Consider the following 21621-nt stretch of genomic DNA (forward strand, 5'->3'; position numbering starts at 1 on the left):
GGCCGTCAGTTGTCGAAGTCGATGTCGATCAGGTCGCGGGTTTCGCCGGTCTGGTAGCGGTCCACGGCGCCGGCCGCCGCCTTGCCGTCCGCGCCTTCCAGCGTGCGCGGGCGCGCCAGGTCGCGCGGATCGCTCACCATGCGCGCCAGGTTGGCGCGGTTCGCGCAGCCCAGCGTGCCGACGCCGTAGTAGGGATGGATGGTCCAGTCGTCCGGCTTGGCGATGCTGCAGCGCGTGGCCTGCACCGTCATCGCCTCGGATTGCAGCTCCAGGTCCCAGCCGGCCTGCGCCGCCTCTTGCAGGCGCTGCGCGTCGCGGGGCAGCGATTCGACCCGGGGCGCGCGGGCGCCGCTGCGGGCCAGCGCTTGCGCCAGGCGCTGCGCCAGCGCCTCGCCGCGGGCGTTGAAGGGCGTAAGCGTCAGCACCTGCGCGTCGATGCGGCCCTGGCGCGTCAGCAGCTCGTTGGCCGCGTTCAGCGATTCGGCCGTCAGGCCGTTGCCGTCCGGCGCGGCCTGGAGCGCCAGCGCGACGGCGCGCGGCGCCACGGTGGGCGCCTTGGCGGCTTCGCCGGCGCCGAAGCGCTGGGCGCGCAGGTCGTTCAACTGCGTGCCGCAGCCGCTCAGCAGCAGGGCCAGCAACAGCGGGGCCAGCGGCAGCAGGCGGCGCGTGGTAAGGGTCTTGTCGTAGTCCATGGCGTGTCTCTCGTCCGCGTTCAGTACAGGTAGCCGATGGGGGCTTGCGGCGGCAGCAGGTCGTCGATGCCGGCCAGGCCCTGGCCCGGCACCTGCAGCTCGCCGGCCGCGACCGGATCGACCACGTTCGCGGTGACCAGGATGACCAGCTCGGTTTCGTCCTTGGCGGACACTTCGTGCTCGAAGAGCCGGCCCAGCAGCGGAATGCTGCTCAGCCCCGGCACGCCGGACACGGTCTGGGCCTGCGTCGACCGCAGCATGCCGGCCAGCGCAAAACTCTGGCCGCTGGCCAGTTCCACCGTGGTGTCGGCGCGGCGCACCTTCAGCGCGGGGATGGAGATGCCCTGCAGCGTGACCGCGCCGTCTTCCGTCAGCTCGCTCACTTCGGGCGCGATGTGCAGGCTGATGCGGTTGGCGGACAGCAGGGTCGGCGTCATGCGCAGGATCACGCCGTACGACTTGAAGTCGATCTGCACGTTGTTGTTGGTGATGATGACGATGGGCACCTCGCCGCCCGCGGCGAAGGCCGCGCTTTCGCCCGACATCGCGGTGAGGTTGGGTTCGGCCAGGACCGAGGCGAAGCCCTCCGCCGACAGCGCCGAGATCAGGCCGCCCATGGTGAAGCGGCCGCGCGTGGTCATGCCGCCCGCCGCGAAGGTGGACGTGGTGCGGCCCGGTATCAGGCTGGAGAAGTTCTTGCCCGTGACGGAATCGAACAGCGACGGATTGATGGTCTCGGTGGCGGGCGCGAAGCCGCCGGCCGCGCTGCCCGTCATGATCCCCCACGCGCCGCTGCCCGAATTGAGCGTCGCCGCCCAGTCAAAGCCCAGCTCGTGCGACAGCGTGCGAGACACCTCGACGACGCGCACCTGGATGTTGATCTGCGAGGACAGCTCCACCTTGAGCTGGTTGATCACGCCGTCGCGGGTGTTGCCGGCGCCGCGCGCGCCGCCGCCCTGCGTGCCTGCCGACACGCCGTCCAGATAGGCCTGCACCTGGTCGACGATCTGGCGCGCCTCGATGGGCGTGCGCACGTTGCCGCGCACGATGATGCGGTTGTTCAGCGAGGGCTCCAGCTCGATGTCGGCGCCGGGCACGGACCGCAGGATCTGCGTGCGCAGCGTGGACAGGTCGTGCTCGGCCACGACGCGGATCGCGGCGATGACCTTGTCCTGCGCATCCAGCGCGTACAGCGTCGTCGTGCCGACGGACTGCGCGAAGACGAAGATGTTGTTGGGCGAGGGAACCTGGAAACTGGCCACGCGCGGGTCGGCCACCAGCACTTTGGCCGCATCGGACTTCAGCTTGAGCAACTGGCCTTCGCGCACGTGCAGCGTGATCTCGCCGGTGGGCGCGATCTTCTGCAGGCTGGCGGGCAAGGCCGACGGCGTGTTCATGACGTCGACCGCCGGACGGGGGCGCGGCTCCGTGGAGGGGGCGGCCAGGGCGCTTGCGCCAGCCAGGCACAGCGGCGCGGCCAGGCACAGCCGGGGCATCAGGAGGGCCGCGCCGCGGCGGGGCTGCTTGTGAATCATGGCGTGAAGGGATGAAGGGGCATGAGGAAGCGCGGACGTCGCCGCGGGCTGGCGGTGGGGGCGCATCGGTTAGGGGATGGAGGGTGACGAGGCGGGTTCGTCCGGCTCCGCCGCCTGACTGACGGACTGCGTGAAGGACTGCGTACTCTGCCGCTCGCCGTGGAACTTCTGCACGACGACCGTCTGCCGGGCCGGCTGATTGAACATGTCCGTCGCATCGTTGATGCGCGTCACCGACCGCATGGCGTCGTGAGGCTGTTCGACGGTGTCCGCCTGCACGCTGCGCAGCGCCAGTTGCAGCGGGCCGACCTCTTGCGCGAGCGCCAGGCGCTCCGAATCGCGAGGGGTGACTTCGAGCGTCAGGCTTTCGTAGTAATTGCGCAGGGGCACGGCCTTCTTGTCCACGGCGCCCGGGGTCGTTGGGGCATTGCTGGCGGGCGCGATGCCCGCCGGATTGCCGTTCAATGCCAGCACGCGCACGTTGCGCACGATCGTCTGCGACGCCAGCGAGGCAAAAGAGACGGCGGTCTGGCCCGGCATCGGCGGCTGGTCTTTGTCGCGTTCCAGATGCAGGATGACGTCCACCCGGTCGCCTGCGGACACCAGCCCCGAGTTGCTCGTCACCGCGCTGGTCGGAATCGACACGGCGCGCATCTCGGGCTTGAGCACCGACGCGACGAAGCCGTGGTCGCCGCTGAACACCAGCCCGTCGCGGGTCAGCGGCTGGCCGTCCTGCAGCGTGCGGCGGGGCGTGGCCCCGGCGACGGCGCGTTCGATCTTGCGGCGTTCCTCGTCGGTGTCAGCGGTGTAGTGGTCGGCCCGGATCTCGCTGGCGGGCAGTTCGCGCCATGCCAGCGCGCGTCCCGCGACGAAGTCGCCGGGGACCAGCGGCCCGGCCGCCACCAGCACCTGGCGCACGGGCGCGCGCTGCGCTTCGACCTGCTTGACGATGGTCACGGGTGGCGGCGGGCGCATGAGCGCGCGGCCCACCAGGGCCGCTCCCGCGGCCAGCGCGATCGCCGAGGCAAGCAGGATCAATGATCGGGTCTTCATAGCAAATAGGAGTGATTTGTCTTTTCAATTGCATCAGGGGCGAGTGTCAGCCCCTGATGGCGCGCCATGGGCGCTGGGTCATGCCGGGTGGTGCTGGGTCGTGGGGGGTCGTGCCTGGTCGAAAGCTAGCTGGCGCTCCAGAGCACGAAGACGGCGCCGCAGGCAATCGCAAGTCCGTACGGAATGCCTTGCATGGGCTCGTCGCGCAGCGCGTGCGGCGTGGGGATGACCAGGCCGGACAGCCAGATGTTCAGGCGCATCAGGCTCAGCGCCAGGGCGCGTTCCAGCGCGCGCAAGAGCGGCAGCGCCAGGGCCATGACGCCGCCGGCCAGGGCGGTGACGATGAGAAAGACGAAGGTGTGTTCGCCCAGCCACAGGCACAGCACGGCCATCAGCTTGGCGTCACCGGCGCCCATCCAGCGCATGGCAAAGAGGCAATATCCCGCCACCAGCACGCCGGCGCCGGCCAGGATGCCGGTCGTCAGCGAAGCGCGCAGCGCGGGATTGCCCTGCGCCAGCGTCCATCCGGCATAGGCGACCCATGCCAGCAGCAACGCCAGCACCAGGCGGTTGCTGATGCGGCGATACAGCAGGTCGGACACCACCACCCAGGCCAGGGCCGGCACGAGGATGATGCTGGGCAGGGAGTGCGCCACGAAACGCCTGCGGATCAGCCGCCCGAGCGGGCGTCGGTGCCGGCTTCGGTGATGTCGTTGGCGATGGCGCCGAACTTGTCGCGCAGCGCGGTGATGAAGGCGCCGTCGGAGCCGAAGATCACGCCGACCGCGGCGGCCATGGCGGCGGCGAGGATGCCGTATTCAATTGCGGTCACGCCGCTTTCGTCACGAAGGAATTGTTGGATGCGGGAGGTCACGGGAAGGTCCAAGAAAGAATCGTCGTGAAGGGAAAAAACGAAGGCTGCGAAAGCCGTCACTACACAGACGATATTAGGATTCATTTGCAGCTAGCGATCAACCTGCGAATCATTAAGAGTCGTTCAGGAACGTCCGCCGGCCGCGCTTTTACAGGGCAGGCGCAGGATGGCCAGCAGGCCGCGCGGCGCGCCGGACGCGGCGCCTTGCGGCGGGCCGGGATCGTTGTCGGCCAGCGCCAGCGACCCGCCGTGCAGCGCCGCCACGGCATGCACCAGGGCCAGGCCCAGGCCGTGGCCGGAGATCGTCCGGTCGCGCGTAAGCCGGCGAAAGCGCTGCACGGCCTGGCTGCGCTGGTCGGCGTCGATGCCGGGGCCCTGGTCGGCGGTGCCCAGCTCGATCCAGGGGCCGCGGCGCCGCGCCAGCAGCGTGATGGCCGAGCCGGGCGGCGCATATTTGATTGCGTTGTCGATCAGGTTCACCAGCGCCTGGAACAGCAGCGCGCGGTCGCCCATCAGGGGCAGGTCGTCCTCGACGCGGATCTGCAGGACCACGCCGCGCTGATCGGCCAGGACATCGTAGTAATCGTGCAGGTCGGCCAGCAGGGCCCGCGCATCGAGGTCGACGGGTTCGTGATGGCAGCGCCCGGTCTCGATCTCGCTGATGCGCATGACGGTGCGGAACAGGTACAGGATGCGCCGCACTTCTTCTTCCGCCAGCGCCATCTCCGCTTCCGCCGCGGGGTTGTCGCGCATCGAGTCGGCCGCGTTGCTCAGGCGCTGCTGCAGGCGCGTCAGCGGGGTGCGCAGCTCGTGCGCGATGTGATTGGTGGCGTTGCGCACCTCTTCCATCAGGAAATCGATGCGTTCGAGCGCCTGGTTCACGTCGTGGCCCAACTCGTCGAACTCGTCCTGGCTGCCATGCAGCGCCACGCGCGCGTCCTGGTCCCCGCGGGCGAAGCGCGCCATGGTCTGGCGGATGCGCGTGACCCGGTTGGCCGCGCCAATGCTAAAGAGCAGGCCCGCGCCCAGGCTGAGCAGCAGGGCCGTGAACACGCTCAGGCCCACGACCAGCGGCACGGGGTAGATGCGGTTGAGCATCGGCAGGATGTCGTAGGCGATGACATAGCGGCCGCCGTCGGGCAGCAGGGAGGCGTGGCCCAGCCATTCGCTGGCGCCCTCGCCCGTGTTCAGCGATGCCCGTAGCCAGCCGCGGCAAGGCTGCTGGCCGCCCTGGCACATCAGCGGCGAGAGCAGCTCGGCCGCGCCGTACAGCAGGCGTCCGTCGGCGGCCTGCACGGAGATCGCGCGCTCGCGCCGCGCCACCGCGGCTTCGCGCAGCTTCAGCGCGCGCGCCAGTTCGGACGCGCTGTCGCGGCTGCTCAGCGTCTGGTGCGCCCGGATTTCGGCCGCGACCATGTCCTTCACGTGGCGCACCATGACGTGCTCGAGCAGGTTCTGCCCCCACGCAATCGAACCCAGCGTCACGAGCAGGAAGATGAACGCGAAGCAGGCCGTGTAGCGGAAATGGCTGGTCGTGCGCGTGGGCGGGGGCACGGCCGTGGCCGACGGCGCGCGCGCGTCGCGCCAGAACGACTGCCACGAGCCGAACAGGCCGGACAGCGGCCCCTGCCTGAGCGCCCGCAGGGTCTCAGGAATGTCGAACTGCACGGTGTTCATCGGGTCAGCTCAGCACGTATCCCATGGCCCGCACGGTCTTGAGCAACGGTTGCGAAAAGTCCTTGTCGATCTTCGAGCGCAGCTTCGAGACGTGGACGTCGATCAGGTTGGTCTGGGGATCGAACTGCAGGCCCCACACCTTTTCCAGCAGCATGCCGCGGGGCACCGTCTGGCCGGCGTGTTCGGCCAGCGTGCGCAGCAGCAGGAATTCCTTGTCGGTCAGGCTGATCTCGCGGCCCGACCGCGTGACCTTGCGGCGCAGCAGGTCGATCTGCAGATCCTGCACGCACAGGCGCGCCGTGTTGGGCGGCGTGGCGTCATGGCGCTGCACCAGCAGCTCCATGCGCACCATCAGTTCAAGAAAGTCGAAGGGCTTGCCGATGTGGTCCTGCGCGCCCGCGCGCAGGCCTTCGACGCGGTCCGACGCCTGGTCGACGGCGGACAGGATGATGACGGGCGGGTGCGGGCGGCCTTGCAGGCGCCGCAGCACCTCGATGCCGTCGATGCCGGGCAGCATGCGGTCGAGCACGGCGATGTCGAACACCTGCCGGTCCAGCGCAACGAGCGCCTGCTCGCCCGAATCGACCGGCACGCACTGATGGCCGCTGGCCTGGAACTTGCTGGCCAGCCAGTAGCTCACTTTGCTGTCGTCCTCGATTAGCAGTATCCGCATGCATGTCCTCGCCCGCGTGTCACTTCATTCCGCCAGCGTTTGTCGCCGAACCCCTCATGCCGCATGCATCAGAAATTCATCCCGGCAAGCCGTCTGGCTTGCGTCTTCAGGCCAGGCGCCTATGGGATCACGATTCATATCGCAACAGCAACGGGCTAAAACTTAACAAGATTTAATCTTATTGTAAATAAGAATGATTGTTATTCTTGTAGAATTCGGGCCTATATCCTGACTTCAAGGACGTGGCGGCTGCCGCGACGTCCTCTTTGCCATGTCCACTTTCCTCCTTCGAAGCCGCCACTGGCTGGGCGCGGCTTTGTTGCTGTCTTGCTCGGCCAGTCTTGCAGCGGACGTCTATGTGTCCTTCGACGATCAGGGCATGGCGCACTTCGCGCCCACGGCCATCGACGACAGCTACCGCCTGTTGTTCCGCGACCTGTCCTCGGGCGCGCGCGGCGCGCGCCGCGCCGTCGAGCCCAGCCCGGAAATCCGTCAGGCGCTGGAACAGGCCGCGCAACGCCACGGGCTGGACTACGCCCTCCTCCATGCGGTCGCGCAGGCGGAATCGGGCTTTGACACGCATGCGGTGTCGCCCAAGGGCGCCGTGGGCGTGATGCAGCTCATGCCGGCCACCGCCAGCCAGTACGGCGTGCCGGGCACGGACGAGGCGCTGCAGGCAAACCTGCGCAAGCTCGACCTGAACGTCAATGCCGGCAGCCGCTATCTGCGCGCTTTGCTGGACCGCTATGACGGCAACCTGGAGCTGGCGCTGGCGGCCTACAACGCCGGCGAAGGCGCGGTGCAGCGCGCCGGCAACCGCGTGCCGGACTATGCCGAGACGCGCAACTACGTGAGCCGGATCATGGCCGCCTACCAGCCGGGAGCCCCGAAAGCCGCGATCGCGGTGGCGGACAATACGGGCGCGGCGTCTGCCATGTGGAGCCGCCAGGACGACGCGAAAGCGGTCCGGCAATTTGAGCAGGGGTTCATGGTGGTGCCGCCGAGAAAGCGCTGACCGGCGCCCGGCGTTACGGCCGGTCGGCCTCGCGCTTGCGGTGCGCGAAATTGAGCGTCACGATCAGGCCCGCGGCCACGGAAAAAAGGTGCTTGATCGTGTGCCCGCTGAGATACGCGACGTGCTGGAAAATCTGGTGGTCCAGCACTTCGGAAACCTTGGCCAGCACATAGCAGCCGATCGCGGCGGCGAAATACAGGCGTTCGCGCCGGGGCGTGCCGTTGCGCCATTGCAGCAATGGCACCAGCAGCAGCGGCATGAACTGCACGAAAAGGTAGGGCCGCAGGTCGCCCGCGCCGCGACTGTCCGTGACCCACCACCACCCGACGCTGGCCACGGCCAGAACGGTCCACAGCACGTCGACCCAGCGCCCATCGCCCAGCGTGTCGCGCCAGACGGCCGACAGGATGCCGGCGCACAGCAGCGCAATCGGCAGGCGGTCCCAGATGAGACGGGCGTTGTCGGGCACCAGGTGATACCAGCCGGACCCGAACGCGGTGAGCATCAGCGCAAAGAAGAACAGCGCATAGCCCGGACGGATCGCGTCCAGCGAGGGGCGCTGGCGCGACTGCAGCACCAGCGCCAGGCCATACCAGCCCACCACCGCGAAACCCAGGTTGGACAGCACATCGGCGGCATGGGGAATGCCGAGCCAGGCCCGCTTGTCCGCGAAGTCATGGTAGTGCTCGGGTTGCGCGATTGGCCCGGCCAGCGCCAGCCCCACAGCCACCAGCACCACCACGGCCCACGGCAGCAGATGGCGCGAGCGGGTGGGGGCGGCTGCCGGCGCGGCGCCTGTCGGGCTTGATGGGATGCTCATGGAACTCCGCGCCCGGCACAGGGGATCGCCGGTCTGGATTCGATAGTAAGTCGCGCGCGGCGGCGCCTCCAGGCCCTGCCAGCGGATTTTTTATGTCCTTGTGTATCCGGTGGCGGCTTGCCCGGCGCCGGGCAAGGAAAGCCGGCGGCGGCCCGCGGCGCTGAAAGCCCGGCCGTTCAGGCGGCCGTCTTCAGCCACGCGGCCACCGTCTCCAGCACCTGGCCGGGCAGCTCGCGGTGCGGCACATGGCCGCATTGCTTGAAGATGACCGGCTGCGCGCCCGCCAATTGCGCGATCCGCTCGGCGTGCACGGTGGAGCCGTATTCGTCGTTGTCCCCGTGCAGGGCCAGCGCGGGACACGTCACCTGGGCCAGTTGCGCGTCCAGCGTCCAGTCCGCGAAGTCGGGCGAGAGCCAGGTGTCGATCCATGCGCCCAGCACCCAGGCCGCTTTCTCGCCGTGGTACTTCTTCAGGCGGTCGAGCTGGCCCGGCTGCGCGAACGACTCGCGCGCCTGGCGGATGCCTTCCAGCGTGCGGTCTTCGGCGAAGACCTGCGCGGATTCGGTCACGAGCGCGCGGCAGGACTGCGGATACGCGGCGGCGCTGGCAATGGCCATGCCCCCGCCCACGCTGTGGCCGAACGCCGCGAACTGGTCCAGGTCCAGGGCCTCGCGCACGGCGCGAAAGCCTTCGATGGCTTCGCGGACCACGAAGTCCGGTCCCAAGGTGCCCGAATGCGGGTCGGAACGCCCGAAGCCCAGCCGGTCGTAGGCGATGACGGCGCGGCCGGTCGCGAGGGCAAGCTGTTGCGGAAAGTCGCGCCACAGTTCCACGCAGCCCAGCGAGTCATGCATCAGCACGAGGGGGACGTCGTTCGCGCCGGGCGCGTCGGGCGTCCAGCGCCGCACGAAAAGCTGGCCGCCAGCGGCGGGAACGAAGACATCTTGGGATTGCACGGACGACATCGCGGGTTCTCACGGAATAGATGGCTCGGGACGCCTGCGGATACGGCGGCGCAGCGCGGCCGCCTCCCCGGGGACAGTCGGCAATAGTAGCGTAGGCGCGCGGGCGTGCGGCCGGCGCCCGTCGTGGCCGGGGCGCCTTGCGTGCTCGTATCAGACCGGTGACGTTACGAATGCAATTGCTACGGCCCCACGGCGCATGTGGACCGCACGCACATGATTTGTCGCATTACGCGCCGGCCCTGCGCGCCGCGCTGCTGTGGCGCGCCGCTACGATGGCCGCTGTTCAATTTCGCACCAGGAGCAAGCCATGAAAATCAATGTCCGCCGCCTCGCCGGCGCCGCCGCCCTCATCGCGGCGCAGTGTTACGCGGGCGCCGCCAGCGCGCAGCTGCTGGATGCCGTGAAAGGGCAGATGGGCGGTTCGGGCCAGAGTGGCGCCATGCAGGGTCTGACCGGCAGCCTGCCCCTGTCCTCGCTGAGCCCGGCCTCGGCCGGCAATGCGGCGGGCGTGATTGAGTTCTGCATGAAGAACAACTATCTCGCCGGCGGCGACGCGCAGGCCATGAAAGACAAGCTGATGGGCAAGATCTCCGGCGGCTCGACCCAGCAGGCCAAGTCGGATTCCGGCTATCTGGCCGGCGTGCAGGGCATGCTCAATGGCAGCGACGGCAAGTCGGTGGACCTGAGCGGTGGCGGGCTGAAGGAAGAGCTCACCAAGAAGGCGTGCGACCAGGTGCTCAAGCACGCCAAGTCGTTCCTGTAATCCGCCGGGCTGGGGCCGGGCCGCGCTAGGCCTTGCGCGCCGGCCCGAAAATATCCTCCCGCGCCGCCCGGCTCAGCGCCACCACGGCGGGATGCTCCAGCCGCTGTTCGGTGGTGATGGCGTAGAACTGCTCCTTGACGGCCGCCGCGTGGCCGATGGCGCGGACCCGATACTGCTTGCACAGATAGGCCGCCGTCGCGGTTGGCGCGACAAAGAGGCCGGTGCCGGTCTGGCCGAATGAATTCATCAGCGCGCTGTCGTCGAATTCGCCCACGATGCGCGGGCGCACGTTGTGTTCGTCCAGCCATTGCAGCAACCGCGGCCGGATGGCGGCGTCCTCGCCGGGCAAGAGGAACGGCGCCTGGTCGAGCAGCGCCGGGAACTTGCCGGGCAAGCTTGCCAAGAGCGGCGGCGATCCGAAGAAGGTCACCCCGCATTCGCCGAGCAGATGGCTGAACCCCCGTACGTTCAGGTTGCTGGGCATGGGGCGATCGGCGATGACCATGTCGAAGCGGTGCACGGCCAGGTCGGCCAACAGGAAAGGCAGGCGCCCTTCGCGGCAGATGAGCCGCACGTCTTCGTCCAGATGAAGCGCGGGCTCGATCATCCTGTACACCATGGCCTTGGGCATGCCTTCGGCCACTCCCACCTTGAACTCCATGGCCCGCCGCGCCGGACGCTCGCGCAGGTCGTCGAGCAGTTCGTCGCCCATGGTGAAGATGCGGTCCGCGTACAGCAGCGCGTGGCGGCCGACATCGGTCAGTTCCAGTCCGCGGCCCGCGCGCCGGAACAGTTCGGTGCCCAGCGTGGATTCCAGCTCCTGGAGCTGGCCGCTGATGGATTGCGGCGTGCGTTGGAGCTGCTGCGCGGCGCGGGCGATGCTGCCGGCCTTGGCGACCATCCAGAAATAGCGCAGATGCTTGTAGTTGAGAGTGACCATGGCTGATCAATCCAAAAAATCTGACTATCGATTCATCATATGCGAATTGTTGGAGGAATCGCGCTGATCTAGACTGGCCCCATGCTGCTGCCGGGCGGCATTGTCCATCGCGTGGCGCACGTGGCGCGGTGGAAGGAGGCGCGTGATGAACCGGGTCGAAACCTTTGCGACGCTGCCGATGTGGGTGGGGTTCGTGGGATTCGTGCTGCTTGTGCTGGCGCTGGACCTGTATGCGTTCGGCGGGCGGCGGGCGCACCGCGTTTCGTCGCGCGAAGCCCTGTGCTGGGTGCTTGCATGGATGTCGCTGGCCACGCTGTTCGGCGGCCTGATGTGGTGGTATCTGGACGGCACGCTGGGGCGCGCCGTCGCGCACCAGAAGACGCTGGAGTTCTACACCGGCTACCTGATCGAACTGTCCCTGTCCGTGGACAACATGTTCGTGTTCTCGCTGATCTTCACCTATTTCGCCGTGCCCCTCGAATTGCAGCGCCGGGTGCTGCTATACGGCGTGCTGGGCGCCATCGTGATGCGCATCGGCATGATCCTGGCTGGGGTCTGGCTGCTGTCCAAGTTCGTGTGGATGTTCTATGTGCTGGGCGCGTTCCTGATCTTCACCGGCTTGAAGATGCTGTTCACCGCGGGCCGCCAGCCGGACATCGCCCGCAACCCGCTGGTGGTCTTCCTGCGGTCGACCATGCGGATCACGCGGGATTATCACGGGCAGTCGTTTTTCGTGCGCATCGACGGGCTGCGGTACGCGACGCCGATGTTCGTGGTGCTGCTGGTGATCGAGGCGACGGACGTGGTGTTTGCCGTGGACAGCATACCCGCCATCTTTGCGGTGACGACCGACCCCTTTATCGTCTTTACGTCCAACATTTTCGCCATCATGGGCCTGCGGGCGCTGTACTTCCTGCTGGCGGACATGGTGGCGCGGTTTCACTATCTCAAGTATGGCCTGGCGATGGTGCTGGTCATCATCGGCGCCAAGATGCTGGCCGAGCACTGGGTGCACGTGCCGGTGCACTGGTCGCTTGGGGTGGTGGGCGTGATCCTGCTGGCGTCGGTCGGCGCAAGTTGGGTGTTGCCCGCAAGGGCCGCGGACCCGTCCGCGCGTCCCGAGGCCAAGAAGTCACAAAACGGAGGTCTGCCATGAACACGATCATTCTTGCCACCGATGGGTCGAAATACAGCGACGCGGCGGCCCGATTCCTGGTGGAAAGCCCCTTGCTGAGCCGCGATTTCGTGGTGCATGTGGTGCATTGCGAGCCGGACGTGGGCGGAGACGTGAAGTCCTTCATCGCCAAGTCGGACATCGATGCCTGGCACCACGAAGAAAGCGGCAAGGCGATGAAATCGGCGGTGGACATCCTGAGCGCGGCCAACGTCAGCCACGAGTGCCATGAGTTCGTGGGTTTCACGCCGGAGAAGATCGTCGACTATGCGAAGCAGGTGGGCGCGGCCGCGATCGTCATCGGCTCGCATCACCACAGCCCGCTGCTCAACGCGATCCGGGGGTCGGTGAGCGGACGCATTCTGGCGCATGCGCCTTGTCCGGTGATGCTGGTCTGACCGGGTGTGCGGGCGCGGGAGTGGTATCTTCTGCGGATTCTCCGCTTACCGCTACCGCTTGCGCCCATGTCCGACGTCCCCGCTTCCGCCGATTCGCCGCTTTCCGACGAGCCGGCGGCCCTGCACAGGCCTTTCATCCAGAATGCCGGCGCCCGGCGAACCCTGCACTTCACGCAGCAGGAAATCCAGAGCAGCATGTCGCTGCTCAACCCGGACGCGCTGGAGATCGAATACACCCGGATGATGATGGGCTTCGTGCTGTTCAAGCCGGCGCCCGATCACATCCTGATGGTGGGCCTGGGCGGCGGATCGCTGCCCAAGTTCTGCCACCGCTATCTGGCGGGGGCGCGGATTTCGGTGGTGGAGATCGACCCGGCCGTGATCGCGCTGCGCGACGCCTTCCTGGTGCCGCCGGACGGCGAGCGCTTTCAGGTGATCAAGGCGGACGCGGCGCAGCATATGCGCGGCCTGTCCGATCATGCGGACGTGATCTTCCTGGATGGATTCGTGGCGGGCGGCATCCCGGACGCGCTGTGCAGCGCCGCGTTCTACGCCGACTGCCATCGCGCCCTGCGCGATGACGGCATCCTGGTGATCAACTTCCACGTCAACCACCCCATGCACCACACCTACCTGGAGCGCGTGCGCGAATCCTTCGGCTCGTCGATGTTCGAGGTGGTCGACGACGACATGACCAACAGCATCGTGTTCGCCTGCAAAGGCAACTTGCTGGATGACCCGGCGGCGGCGCAGCTGACGCGGCCGCCGTCGATGCCCAAGGATGCATGGCGCCAGTTGATGCCCACGATGCGCGTCATCGGGGCGACGCTGGAACTGCGGTAGTCGGCACTGCCCTGCCCGCTATGCCGGATCGCTGAGCATGACGGACAGCAGCTCGCGCGTGGCGCGGGACAAGGCGCCCGGCGGCGGCGCGCTGCCTTTCTCGCCCAGGGTGCGCGTCAGGTCCGACACCGTCTGGGCGACGGCGGCGTCTTCCAGCGCCGCCTGCGCCGGCCCGGCCGGTCCCGGCGGCGGCGTGATGTGCTTTTTCGCCGCCTTGAGCAGATCGGCCACCGGATCGGTCTTGCCCCGCGCGTTGACCCGGTCGGTCATGGCCGTCGCCAGGCTTTTGCCGCCGCTGCGCGTCCGCAGGCCGGAGCGCTCGCTCGCGGCTTCCCATGCGCCGCGCTGGGCGGCATAGGCCGTGAGCAGCGCGAAGCGGTCCGCGTCGATGAGCATCGGCGATTCGGCGACCGCGATCAGCAGGGATTGGTAGGCCGCGCTGGCGGCCGTGGCGTCGTTGCCGATCAGGGCCTTGGACACGTCCTTCCACAGATGATGGAACGGCAGCGCCGTCGCCGCGGCGAACATGTCCGCGCCCAGCGTCGTGCGCTGCTCGAACGCCAGGACCAGGTAGTCGACGTCATTGACCGGCTCGGGCTTGCCCCCGTCTTTCTGGCGATGCAGCACGCCGTCCACGAGCTGCAGACCGGATAGCCGGTCCTGCGAGTCCGCGCCCGCCAGCACGCGGTAGCCGCTGCGGCGCAGCGCGTCGCCGTCATAGACGCCGAAGCGCACGCTGACGCCGTCGGTGCCGAACAGCTTGGCCAGGGGCGTGAGCAGGCTTTCGCCCGTCTTGACGATGGCCCCGCCCACGGGGCCGCCCAGCATCGTCACGGCGGTGGAGACAAAGTCCAGGATGCCTCGGCTGAGGCTGCTGTCGGCGAACCGGCACAGGGCGGCGTACATCTCCAGTCCGTCGCTGGCGTAGGGCACGTTGCGCGCCACGTAGACGTCGCGAAAGGCCACGCGGCTGGCGCCGGCCTGGGGCGCGGCGGCGCCCAGCGCCTGCTGGATGAGGTCGTAGCCCACGATGTACGGGATCTCGCGCCGCGCGCCGTCCGCGCCATAGCGCAGAAAGAACGTGCACAGCGGCAGGAACTGGCTGAGATAGTTGCTGGCGTCGCACAGGCGCATCTCCACCAGCCGGAGACTGAAGTAGCACTGCCCGGGCACGAAGGCGGCCCCGTCCAGGCCCGCGGCCAGCGCCGGGCTGCCGCCGGGCGGTTCGATCTCCGCATAGAAGTTGCGGCCCGCGGGCACGGTGGGCAGCAGGGCGCCCGCGCCGTCGCCGCTGGCCGCCTTCCCGCCGATGCCGCGCAACATGCCGATTAGCGAATCCATGTCAGCTCCTTGTTTTCGGCCGCCCGCCGCGCAGGTTGCGCACAGGGGCCGGCGGCCGCGCGCTCAGTCGCGCACGATGGCCACCGCCGACGCCCAGGTCGGCAGATCGCCGGCATCGCCCTGCGCGGCCTTGCAGGCGTAGCGGTAGGCTTCGGCCAGCCCTTTGGGCTGGGCGGCGTCCAGGTACACGTCGTAAAAGCGCTGGATGTAGCGCGCGCAGGATTCCTCTTCGACCTGCCAGCGGAAGGCCAGCACGCCGGCCGCGCCCGCGCGCATGACTTCCAGCGCCGTGCGCACCGACGCGCCGCTGCACGACGACAGCACCAGCAGCTTGCACTTGCCCGCCTCCATCCACTGCCCGATCAGCCGGATGGACAGTTGCCAGGCTTCGCCGTCCTCGCCCGGCAGCACCAGCATCGTGGTTTCGCCCGCGGAGACGGAGTGGCCGGCGAAATGGAAGATGTCGTAGTTGCCGGTCTTGAGCCGCTCTTCGATGCGGCGCTGCAGCGCCGCGCCCACCAGGCCGGGCTCGTCCGCGCCGCGCACGTGGTCGATAATGAGATGGCCGGGCGCGCGCGCGGCCAGTTCGGCAAGATGCTCGCGCTCTTTGGCGACCGACTGCAGCGGGCCGAATTCCATCGCGGGCAGGGTCGGCCCGCCGTCTTCGCGTCGGAACGTGACGGTGCCGTATACCGCGCTGGCATCCATGAACAGCATCCGCACCGGCTGGCCGGGCGCGCGCGAGTCCGTCTCCCAGCGCGGCGCGGGGGCGGTGCCCTCCAGGTGCAGCCGCCGCGCCATCGGCAGTTCCAGGCACAGATAGCGGCCGCTGTCGGCGCCGAACTCGCGCCCCATCTCGAAAGGCAGGTTGAACAGGCGCGAGACTTCCTGGCTGGCCAGGTTGAACTCGAAGCGCAGGTCCAGTCCCGCGAACGCGCCGGCCCCCGGCGACAACTCCTCGTCGCGCGCGCGCTGGATCAGCTTGGCGATCGGCGCGCCCAGGCTGTGCGTGACCATGGCGCTGAAGACGTCTTCGCCCACCCCGCTCAGGTCCTTGAGCCACTGCGGCGCCTTCGTCTCCCCCATATAAGGGCTGAAGGTCTCGATGCGCCCCACCAGGGCCGAGATCCGGTCGCGTTCCTTGTAGGGCATGTCCTGCGACGAATACTCGTGCCGTCCCATCTGGATGCGATACGTGATCGAGTGCTCGCCCACGCGGATGATCAGCCGCCGCCGGCGCTTGGGCGCCAGCGGGGTGAGGCAGGTGAGAACGGTGGCGACCTCCGTGCCGCTGTTGCCGGCGCTCTTCGCATCGCTCGTCCACATGAAGACTTCGGGGCGTTCCAGCACGTAGCGTTGCACCAGTTCCGGCGGGTCGACCGCCAGCACCAGCAAGGGCACGGCGGATCGCTTGGCGATCCATTCCAGCAGTTCGACCGCGGCCGCGCCGGGCTTGGCGCGCTTGCTGGCGGTGGACCCGAGCCGGGCGTCGATGATGACCAGCCGCGGCTCGATGCGCGGCGTGGCCAGTTCCCAGGATTCGATCTGGGTCTTGGCGCTTTCCAGCGACGTGCGCCGGCGCAGCTCCGCGCCCACGAACGGCGCGATCGCCGGGTACTGCTGAACGTGGCGGTGCAGTTGGGCGAGGTTGTTGGCCCAGTCGTCCTCGTGCTCGTCGTTCATGCTGGCCAGCAGGATGAAATTCGGTCCGTCGGCGTCGTGTTCCATGATGGCTGTCCCATGATCCGGATGGCCTAGCCGGCCCGCAGCGGCAGGATCAGCGTGAACGCGCGCCACGGCGGCGTGACGGACTCGTAGGCCTGCGGCGGCAGCAGCGGCGCATCCGGGAGCGGCGGGTCGGTGACGAGCGCGCCGCCGTGATCGATCATCGTGTCCTGGATCTGGGCGATGGCGATGCTGGCGCCGTCGTGCGCGGCGCGCTCGGCGCTCAGCAGGGCGTCGTCGGGCACCGCGTGGACCGGCGGGTCCATGTCCCACACCTGTTCTTCGCTAAGGCCGAAGCGCAGGGTGCAGCCGTCCGGGCCGGCGTCCAGGTCGATGGTCACGCGCGCATCGTCGGCGTTGCGGCAGCGCAGGAGGTAATCGATCATCGAGCGGAATGCCGCGCTCAGCGCCTGCGCGTCGCCGGACACCGTGGGGCCGTCGTGCGAGGCCGTATGGTTGGACAACGCGATGCGGCGCTGGTCGCGCGCGGGCAAGGCGGCGATCACGTCGCGAAGGCGCGCGCCCAGTTCGACGTCGCCATGCGTCGCGCGGGCGCGCCGCCGCGACTCGCTGGCGCCGGCCAGGCGCTCGAAGGTGATGTCGGCCTTGCCGATCTCGGCGACGATGCGCTGGCTAAGATCCTGCGCCTGGGCCGCGACGACTTCCGGGGGCGTGCCCTGGCGCGCGTCTTCATGCAGCAGCACGGTCTGCGACGTCAGGCTGCACGCCAGCGACAGCGAGGTGCGCGTCTGCCGCGCCACCTCGGCCACGGTTTCGCGCAGATAGCGCAGGTCGCGCGCCCAATCCAGGTCCGCGATGTCGGTGAAGAACCAGATCGACATGTCCAGGCTCGGGTCCAGGTCGGTGCGGGTGGCCAGCACGGACCGCGGCTGGCCGCTGGCGTCGAGCAGTTCGATGCGCTCGCGCTTGACCGTGAACGCCGACGTCAGGACGCCCAGCGTGGCCTCGTCGCCCGCGATGGCGTAGTCCGTGATCGACGGCGCCTCGGCGCCATCGCGCGTGCGCCGGACCTCGGCGCCCAGCATGTCGGTGGCCACGCGGTTCATTTCGATGACGCCGCCCTCGCGTCCCACAAACACGACGGCCTGTTCGGTTTCCGCCATCAGGCTCTGCTTGGTCTGGCTGAGCAGGTGCTGGGCCAGGCCTTCCTCCAGCGAGGCGATGATCTGGAGCAGGTCGTCGATGTCGGGGCCCTTAAAGGCGTGGGACACCGAGGATTCCACGTCCAGCAGCCAGCGTATCCGGCCGTTCAGGTGGACGGGAACGGTCATGGCCGAGCGCAGCGGCCGCTTGGGGCCCGTGTAGCCGTGCTGCGCGTAGGCGGGATTGCCGATGTCGTCCACCGCCAGCAGGCAGCCCAGCGACAGCGTGGCGCCCAGCATGCCCTGGCCCGTCGGCTGCTGGAAACCGTCCGGCAGCGCGTAGCCGGGCGCCAGGCTGTGCTGCGTGACCACTTCAAAGCGGTTCTCTTGCCGGTTCACGCGAAACAGCGCCACGTGATCCCACGAGAAATGCTGCGCCAGCTGCGCGATGATGTCGTCGGCGGCCTGGCGCAGCGACGCGGCGGTCATCACCTTGCGCCGCAGCGAGTCCGCGAACTCGGCCCGCTCATCGTCGCGCTCCTTTTCGAAGCGCATCAGCACCGGTTCCAGGTCCAGGGCGCGCAGAATCTCCAGATGGCGGGCATCGTAGGCGCCGGGGTCGCGCGAGCACAGGCTCAGCGCCGAACTGTAGCCCCCGGGACGCGTGACTGGCAGCGTGACGGAGGACTGTATGCCCAGGTCCTGATAACAGCGCACGATCTCGTTGCCCGGTTCGGGCATGTTCGCCTTGACGAATGCGCCGACCTCCTCGACCCAGGTGCGGCCCGAGTCCAGGAAGGCGCGTATCGTCGGCGGCAGATCCATCCAGCGCGCGGGCCACAGCTCCACGCCCTCTGGCCGCACTGCGATCGCGCGGAACAGCGACACATCGTTGCCATAGATGCCGAAGACCGCGTGTTCGAACGGCACCAGGCGCCGGATCTGCTCCAGGATGCGATCCAGCTTGAGCCGCCAGCCGCCGATCGCGGGGTCCAGCGCGATGCGGCGGATCTCGTCGCGGGCCGATTCCAGCGTGCGCGACTGGATGACGGCGATCACGCCCAGGAGCTCGCCGTTGGGCGCGGGGTCGGGCGTCATGACCAGTTCGAATTGCCGGTCCGCGTCGTCCGGCACGGGAATGGCGATGGTGACCGACACCATGGCGTCGCCGTCCGTGTCCTGCACGCAGCGCAGGATGGCGCGCTGCACCGGCCCGACATCCGCGGGGCGGAAATGCGCGGCGAGCCGGCTGCCGCACAGGGCGTCGCGCGGCAGGCCCAGCGTGCGGGCCGCTTCGGGATTGGCGAAGCGGATGACGCCCTGCATGTCCAGCCGGAATACCGCGTAGGGCGTGCGCTCGAACCGGCGGGACTCGGCCTGCCGAAAGGGCGCGCCGTCGTTGACCAGCACGATGAGCTCGCCGCTGTCCAGCGTGCACAGCGGGATCAGCTGCGCGGGCACGCGGGCGCCGTCGTCGCCGCAGTACACCACGTCGACCGCGCCGTCGCCCATGCGCAAGGGCCGGGTGAGGCCGCAGATCTCGCTCAGGCGGCGGCCCACAAGGCTGGCGTGCGCCAGCGGCAGGACGGTGCTGGCCGCCACGATGTCGCCGGACCCCGCCACCAGCAGGCAGGGCACGCCGACGCGCGACAGGACCCCCGCGACCTCGTCGGCCTCGCCGTAGAGGGAGAATTCGCGCGCGGGGGGCGATGGCGGCGCGGGGGCGACGGGGGCTGTGGGGACGGCGGCGCGCGCGCCCTCCTCGCCGGCATGGGCCGCCGGCGTCGGCACGTCGGGCCGCGGGGCCGGCTGCCTGGGCAGCTCCGGCGCCTCGCTGTAGGGTTCTGGCAGTATCTCTGGCATGACAAGACCCTCCACCCGCGGTCAGCGCTTGATGAAGGCAATGACCTGCTGCTGCGTGCCTTTGTCGTTGTCAAAGCCCCCGTGCGTGCTGGAGGCCACGGGCACGACGCGGGAGGCGCCGGAAGGACTGCCGGCCGGCGACACGTGGACCGCGTCGCAGGGGATGCCGGCGTCCCGGAAGTAGCGCTCCATGCCCAGCAGCGGCGTGGTGGTGCCGCCCTCGAACGATTCGCTGACCAGGTACAGCAGCGAGCGCCGGTACGGCCCGCAGGTGGGGTCGTCCTCTTCGGCGCGATCCGACAGGTGGAACTGCTGATAGCGCTTGATCCGGTTTCCCAGCAGCGGCACGACCAGTTCCCTGAAGGTCTTCAGGGTCACGGCCGGCGCCATGAGGCTCAGCGATTCGAGTTCTCCGCCGTCCGCGGCCAGGCGCCGCGCGAAATGGCTGGCGACGATCGCGCCGGCCGAATGCCCCACGATGTGCAGGCGCACGCGGCCGCGCGCGACGTGCGACTTGAAGTGCCGGTAGAGCAGGATCATGGCGGCTTCGTCTTCGCCGTGCGTGGCCGGCTCGCTCATGGCCTCGGCGTTCTGCTTCATTTCGCCCCAGATGACCGTGCCGGGACGCGCCAGCCAGCGTTCAAGCCGCTGGTTCCACCAGCGTTCCAGGCGTTCGCCGATGCCGCCGGTGGTGCGCGGCACGTCGTGCGCGGCGTCCTGGATGATGTTCCTGACGGTGGTGATGAAGTCCGTCTCCCACATCAGGAAGACGGGGAATATCTGGTGCTCGTAGAGCAGCGGGATCCATTCGGCGGCGGCCTCGGCGGCGTCGTTCTCGCCGACCAGGCCGCCGTGGTTGTACACGCAGACGTCCATCGGCTTGTCCTTCAGGTTCCAGCGCTCGCGCGCGGCGACCATGTGCACGTCGACGATCGCGCGCAGGTCGTCCGGCGTGGTGCGGAAGGCGCCGCTGTTGCTGAGCTTGCCGTTGTTGCCCACGTTGACGATGAAGGGCGAGAGCTCGCGGTCGCGCAGTATCTTGCCGGCGGCAAGCGTCACCTGCTTTCCCTCGGTGCGCAGGCTGATGCTGTTGGAGATGCTTTCGTGCTCGTGCGTGACTACGCCCAGCTGCACGACCCAGCAGTCCATCGCGTTGCGCATCCAGTCGTCGTAGGTCAGCACGGCCATGCCGTGCGTGCCCCATTCCTCGCCCCAGGAGTTCTGGATCAGAAAGCCGTCCTGCGTATAGCCCACGATGACGAAGGCGTGGCCCAGCACGGCGGTTTCCTGGCTGCCCGGAATGACCCAGAATGGCCGCGTGACGGGCGTGGCTTCGTCCTCGCGCGGCGTGACGCCGTGGCCTTGGTCCCAGCCCTCGTGGCAGCCCGCGCTGGCGTAGAGGATGCCCACTTCATTCAGCGCCGCATGCATCTCCACGATGCTGCGCGTGTCGATGCGGTAGTACGCGCCGAGCGGCCGCTTGACGGCGTCCAGCCACCAGTCGTCTTCCGGGCGCTGGGCCGCGGGCGGCATGTCGATGGACGGGAACAGGGCCTGGGCGCAGGCGCCGTGCCGGAACCAGCCCTTGAGCGCGCCGCGCAGGCTGGAGCCGCTGTCATCGACCGATCCGGGGAATTCGTCGTAGCGCCGGGCCATCGAATACAGCATGTAGGGCGAGATCGCCGGGCGCGTGTCGCGTTCGGATTTGCGCAGCAGGTACTCGACCACCGTGGACAGCGCAAAGCCCGTGCAGGCCGAGGTCTCGCCCTGGTGCTTCACCGTCAGGCCCATCACGGGAATCATTTCCGCCTTGGGCGTGACAGAGATATTGGGGCGGAACAGGATGTCGCGCGCGTCAAAGGCGTCGGGCTTGGCGGACCGGCCGAAGGCGATGCGGGGCGTTTCTTTCTTGGGCTTTCCGGGCTTGCTGGGCTTGGGGCGGGGCGCCGACGATGCGATCGCGGCCGCCGCAGTGGCAGTTGCAGATGCAGCCGACGCAGAGGCTGCCGACGCCGCCGGCGCATTCTTGCGCGGGGTCCGTTTGGAAGAAGCCGATGTCCTGGACGGCCGCGCCGCCGTTTTCCTGGTTGCCATATCGTTTCCCCTTTTTCCCGCCCGGGTCAGGAGGCCAGTTTCAGGCTGGCGATGGCGCGGGACGCATCGGCGG

Annotated in this window: 19 protein-coding genes; 5 read left to right on the plus strand and 14 right to left on the minus strand. The window is 68.6% G+C overall.

The genetic code is table 11. The features are described from left to right. Positions 1-5: 5 nt before the first annotated feature. The 7 genes from ACZ50Q_RS01660 to ACZ50Q_RS01690 form a co-directional block, all read right to left on the minus strand. Complete coding sequence (locus ACZ50Q_RS01660; protein ID WP_092576683.1) at positions 6-692, minus strand: CpaD family pilus assembly lipoprotein; 687 nt, start codon at positions 690-692, stop codon at positions 6-8. Positions 693-712: 20 nt separating this feature from the next. Continuing rightward, entirely contained in the window at positions 713-2227 is a 1515-nt protein-coding gene (locus ACZ50Q_RS01665) for a type II and III secretion system protein family protein (protein ID WP_464080336.1), read from the minus strand. Positions 2228-2296: 69 nt separating this feature from the next. Then, on the minus strand, positions 2297-3280 hold the full coding sequence (gene cpaB, locus ACZ50Q_RS01670; RefSeq protein WP_464080337.1) for a Flp pilus assembly protein CpaB: 984 nt from the start codon (positions 3278-3280) through the stop codon (positions 2297-2299). A gap of 125 nt (positions 3281-3405) precedes the next feature. Next, positions 3406-3936, minus strand: a complete 531-nt coding sequence (locus ACZ50Q_RS01675) for an A24 family peptidase (protein ID WP_076517705.1) — start codon at positions 3934-3936, stop codon at positions 3406-3408. A 14-nt stretch (positions 3937-3950) separates the two neighbouring features. Next, positions 3951-4112, minus strand: coding sequence for a Flp family type IVb pilin (locus tag ACZ50Q_RS01680; protein ID WP_231952227.1), 162 nt, complete (start codon positions 4110-4112; stop codon positions 3951-3953). 165 nt (positions 4113-4277) lie between these two features. Continuing rightward, complete coding sequence (locus ACZ50Q_RS01685; RefSeq protein ID WP_464080338.1) at positions 4278-5831, minus strand: HAMP domain-containing sensor histidine kinase; 1554 nt, start codon at positions 5829-5831, stop codon at positions 4278-4280. 4 nt (positions 5832-5835) lie between these two features. Further along, complete coding sequence (locus tag ACZ50Q_RS01690) at positions 5836-6504, minus strand: response regulator transcription factor (protein ID WP_076517701.1); 669 nt, start codon at positions 6502-6504, stop codon at positions 5836-5838. Between the two features lie 271 nt (positions 6505-6775). Here ACZ50Q_RS01690 and ACZ50Q_RS01695 point away from each other — a divergent pair, with 271 nt between their 5' ends. Further along, complete coding sequence (locus tag ACZ50Q_RS01695; protein ID WP_464080339.1) at positions 6776-7519, plus strand: lytic transglycosylase domain-containing protein; 744 nt, start codon at positions 6776-6778, stop codon at positions 7517-7519. Positions 7520-7532: 13 nt separating this feature from the next. On the opposite strand, the gene ACZ50Q_RS01700 is transcribed toward ACZ50Q_RS01695, so the two are convergent. Continuing rightward, positions 7533-8339 (minus strand): hypothetical protein, encoded by an 807-nt coding sequence (locus ACZ50Q_RS01700; RefSeq protein WP_464080340.1) that lies wholly within the window; start codon positions 8337-8339, stop codon positions 7533-7535. 176 nt (positions 8340-8515) lie between these two features. Then, positions 8516-9304 (minus strand): alpha/beta fold hydrolase, encoded by a 789-nt coding sequence (locus ACZ50Q_RS01705; protein ID WP_464080341.1) that lies wholly within the window; start codon positions 9302-9304, stop codon positions 8516-8518. A 307-nt stretch (positions 9305-9611) separates the two neighbouring features. Here ACZ50Q_RS01705 and ACZ50Q_RS01710 point away from each other — a divergent pair, with 307 nt between their 5' ends. Next, the gene (locus tag ACZ50Q_RS01710) at positions 9612-10067 is read left to right on the plus strand and encodes a YjjA family protein (protein WP_076517694.1); all 456 of its coding nucleotides are present in this window, start codon (positions 9612-9614) and stop codon (positions 10065-10067) included. Between the two features lie 25 nt (positions 10068-10092). On the opposite strand, the gene nhaR is transcribed toward ACZ50Q_RS01710, so the two are convergent. Continuing rightward, positions 10093-11007, minus strand: coding sequence for a transcriptional activator NhaR (nhaR, locus tag ACZ50Q_RS01715; RefSeq protein ID WP_076517692.1), 915 nt, complete (start codon positions 11005-11007; stop codon positions 10093-10095). 145 nt (positions 11008-11152) lie between these two features. Between nhaR and ACZ50Q_RS01720 the strand changes: the two genes are divergently transcribed. From ACZ50Q_RS01720 to ACZ50Q_RS01730, 3 genes are all read left to right on the plus strand, one after another. After that, entirely contained in the window at positions 11153-12163 is a 1011-nt protein-coding gene (locus ACZ50Q_RS01720; RefSeq protein ID WP_464080342.1) for a TerC family protein, read from the plus strand. Continuing rightward, the gene (locus tag ACZ50Q_RS01725) at positions 12160-12579 is read left to right on the plus strand and encodes a universal stress protein (protein WP_464080343.1); all 420 of its coding nucleotides are present in this window, start codon (positions 12160-12162) and stop codon (positions 12577-12579) included. The genes ACZ50Q_RS01720 and ACZ50Q_RS01725 overlap by 4 nt, the downstream gene beginning before the upstream one ends. A gap of 66 nt (positions 12580-12645) precedes the next feature. After that, positions 12646-13422 (plus strand): fused MFS/spermidine synthase, encoded by a 777-nt coding sequence (locus tag ACZ50Q_RS01730; RefSeq protein WP_464080344.1) that lies wholly within the window; start codon positions 12646-12648, stop codon positions 13420-13422. An 18-nt stretch (positions 13423-13440) separates the two neighbouring features. Here the strand turns inward: ACZ50Q_RS01730 and ACZ50Q_RS01735 are convergent, their stop codons facing one another. The 4 genes from ACZ50Q_RS01735 to ACZ50Q_RS01750 form a co-directional block, all read right to left on the minus strand. Further along, the gene (locus tag ACZ50Q_RS01735; RefSeq protein WP_464080345.1) at positions 13441-14763 is read right to left on the minus strand and encodes a hypothetical protein; all 1323 of its coding nucleotides are present in this window, start codon (positions 14761-14763) and stop codon (positions 13441-13443) included. A 63-nt stretch (positions 14764-14826) separates the two neighbouring features. Next, positions 14827-16491: a CHAT domain-containing protein gene (locus ACZ50Q_RS01740; protein WP_464080346.1), complete on the minus strand. Its 1665-nt coding sequence runs from the start codon at positions 16489-16491 to the stop codon at positions 14827-14829. Positions 16492-16517: 26 nt separating this feature from the next. Next, entirely contained in the window at positions 16518-19454 is a 2937-nt protein-coding gene (locus ACZ50Q_RS01745) for a PAS domain-containing protein (protein ID WP_464080347.1), read from the minus strand. Positions 19455-19475: 21 nt separating this feature from the next. Then, complete coding sequence (locus ACZ50Q_RS01750) at positions 19476-21548, minus strand: hypothetical protein (RefSeq protein WP_464080348.1); 2073 nt, start codon at positions 21546-21548, stop codon at positions 19476-19478. Positions 21549-21621 lie beyond the last annotated feature (73 nt).

The sequence above is a fragment of the Achromobacter sp. T5-5 genome, assembly GCF_055397965.1.

Excerpts from the sequence above, each read along its gene's own strand:
- ACZ50Q_RS01660 (WP_092576683.1), bottom strand. The coding sequence starts at position 692 with ATGGACTACGACAAGACCCTTACCACGCGCCGCCTGCTGCCGCTGGCC.
- ACZ50Q_RS01665 (WP_464080336.1), bottom strand. The coding sequence starts at position 2,227 with ATGATTCACAAGCAGCCCCGCCGCGGCGCGGCCCTCCTGATGCCCCGG.
- cpaB (WP_464080337.1), bottom strand. The coding sequence starts at position 3,280 with ATGAAGACCCGATCATTGATCCTGCTTGCCTCGGCGATCGCGCTGGCC.
- ACZ50Q_RS01685 (WP_464080338.1), bottom strand. The coding sequence starts at position 5,831 with ATGAACACCGTGCAGTTCGACATTCCTGAGACCCTGCGGGCGCTCAGG.
- ACZ50Q_RS01690 (WP_076517701.1), bottom strand. The coding sequence starts at position 6,504 with ATGCGGATACTGCTAATCGAGGACGACAGCAAAGTGAGCTACTGGCTG.
- ACZ50Q_RS01695 (WP_464080339.1), top strand. The coding sequence starts at position 6,776 with ATGTCCACTTTCCTCCTTCGAAGCCGCCACTGGCTGGGCGCGGCTTTG.
- ACZ50Q_RS01700 (WP_464080340.1), bottom strand. The coding sequence starts at position 8,339 with ATGAGCATCCCATCAAGCCCGACAGGCGCCGCGCCGGCAGCCGCCCCC.
- ACZ50Q_RS01705 (WP_464080341.1), bottom strand. The coding sequence starts at position 9,304 with ATGTCGTCCGTGCAATCCCAAGATGTCTTCGTTCCCGCCGCTGGCGGC.
- ACZ50Q_RS01710 (WP_076517694.1), top strand. The coding sequence starts at position 9,612 with ATGAAAATCAATGTCCGCCGCCTCGCCGGCGCCGCCGCCCTCATCGCG.
- nhaR (WP_076517692.1), bottom strand. The coding sequence starts at position 11,007 with ATGGTCACTCTCAACTACAAGCATCTGCGCTATTTCTGGATGGTCGCC.
- ACZ50Q_RS01720 (WP_464080342.1), top strand. The coding sequence starts at position 11,153 with ATGAACCGGGTCGAAACCTTTGCGACGCTGCCGATGTGGGTGGGGTTC.
- ACZ50Q_RS01725 (WP_464080343.1), top strand. The coding sequence starts at position 12,160 with ATGAACACGATCATTCTTGCCACCGATGGGTCGAAATACAGCGACGCG.
- ACZ50Q_RS01730 (WP_464080344.1), top strand. The coding sequence starts at position 12,646 with ATGTCCGACGTCCCCGCTTCCGCCGATTCGCCGCTTTCCGACGAGCCG.
- ACZ50Q_RS01735 (WP_464080345.1), bottom strand. The coding sequence starts at position 14,763 with ATGGATTCGCTAATCGGCATGTTGCGCGGCATCGGCGGGAAGGCGGCC.
- ACZ50Q_RS01740 (WP_464080346.1), bottom strand. The coding sequence starts at position 16,491 with ATGGAACACGACGCCGACGGACCGAATTTCATCCTGCTGGCCAGCATG.
- ACZ50Q_RS01745 (WP_464080347.1), bottom strand. The coding sequence starts at position 19,454 with ATGCCAGAGATACTGCCAGAACCCTACAGCGAGGCGCCGGAGCTGCCC.
- ACZ50Q_RS01750 (WP_464080348.1), bottom strand. The coding sequence starts at position 21,548 with ATGGCAACCAGGAAAACGGCGGCGCGGCCGTCCAGGACATCGGCTTCT.